This is a genomic window from Photobacterium sp. R1 (genome assembly GCF_054600795.1).
In genome coordinates this window covers 1-234 of the sequence record NZ_BAAHZP010001016.1, presented here as the reverse complement: position 1 = coordinate 234, position 234 = coordinate 1, and the positions used below count along the sequence as shown (strand labels likewise).

Genomic DNA, 234 nt, shown 5'->3' with positions numbered 1-234 from the left:
CCTGCGGTACCTGGCTGCGCCAGCATATTTGGAATGGTGGCATCATCTTCAACCTGAGTCAGGTAGACCGGTAAATCTGCCGAGACTTGCAGTGAAGTGTTAATCGGGTCGACGGTATCCAGAACGCCTTGGGCAACATATGCAAATTCACTGAACTTGGTGTAAATAGTTGCAAGCTCTGTGAGTGCAATTGTTGAACCATCGGTTAGTTTGCCTTGCTGATAACCAGCAAAG

At 48.3% G+C, this 234-nt stretch carries 1 protein-coding gene; it reads right to left on the bottom strand.

Annotated elements, in window-relative coordinates; all coding sequences use genetic code 11:
- Positions 1-234, bottom strand: a 234-nt coding sequence (locus ACYP03_RS28120) for a hypothetical protein (RefSeq protein WP_459782953.1), incomplete at both ends; no start/stop codon positions are given.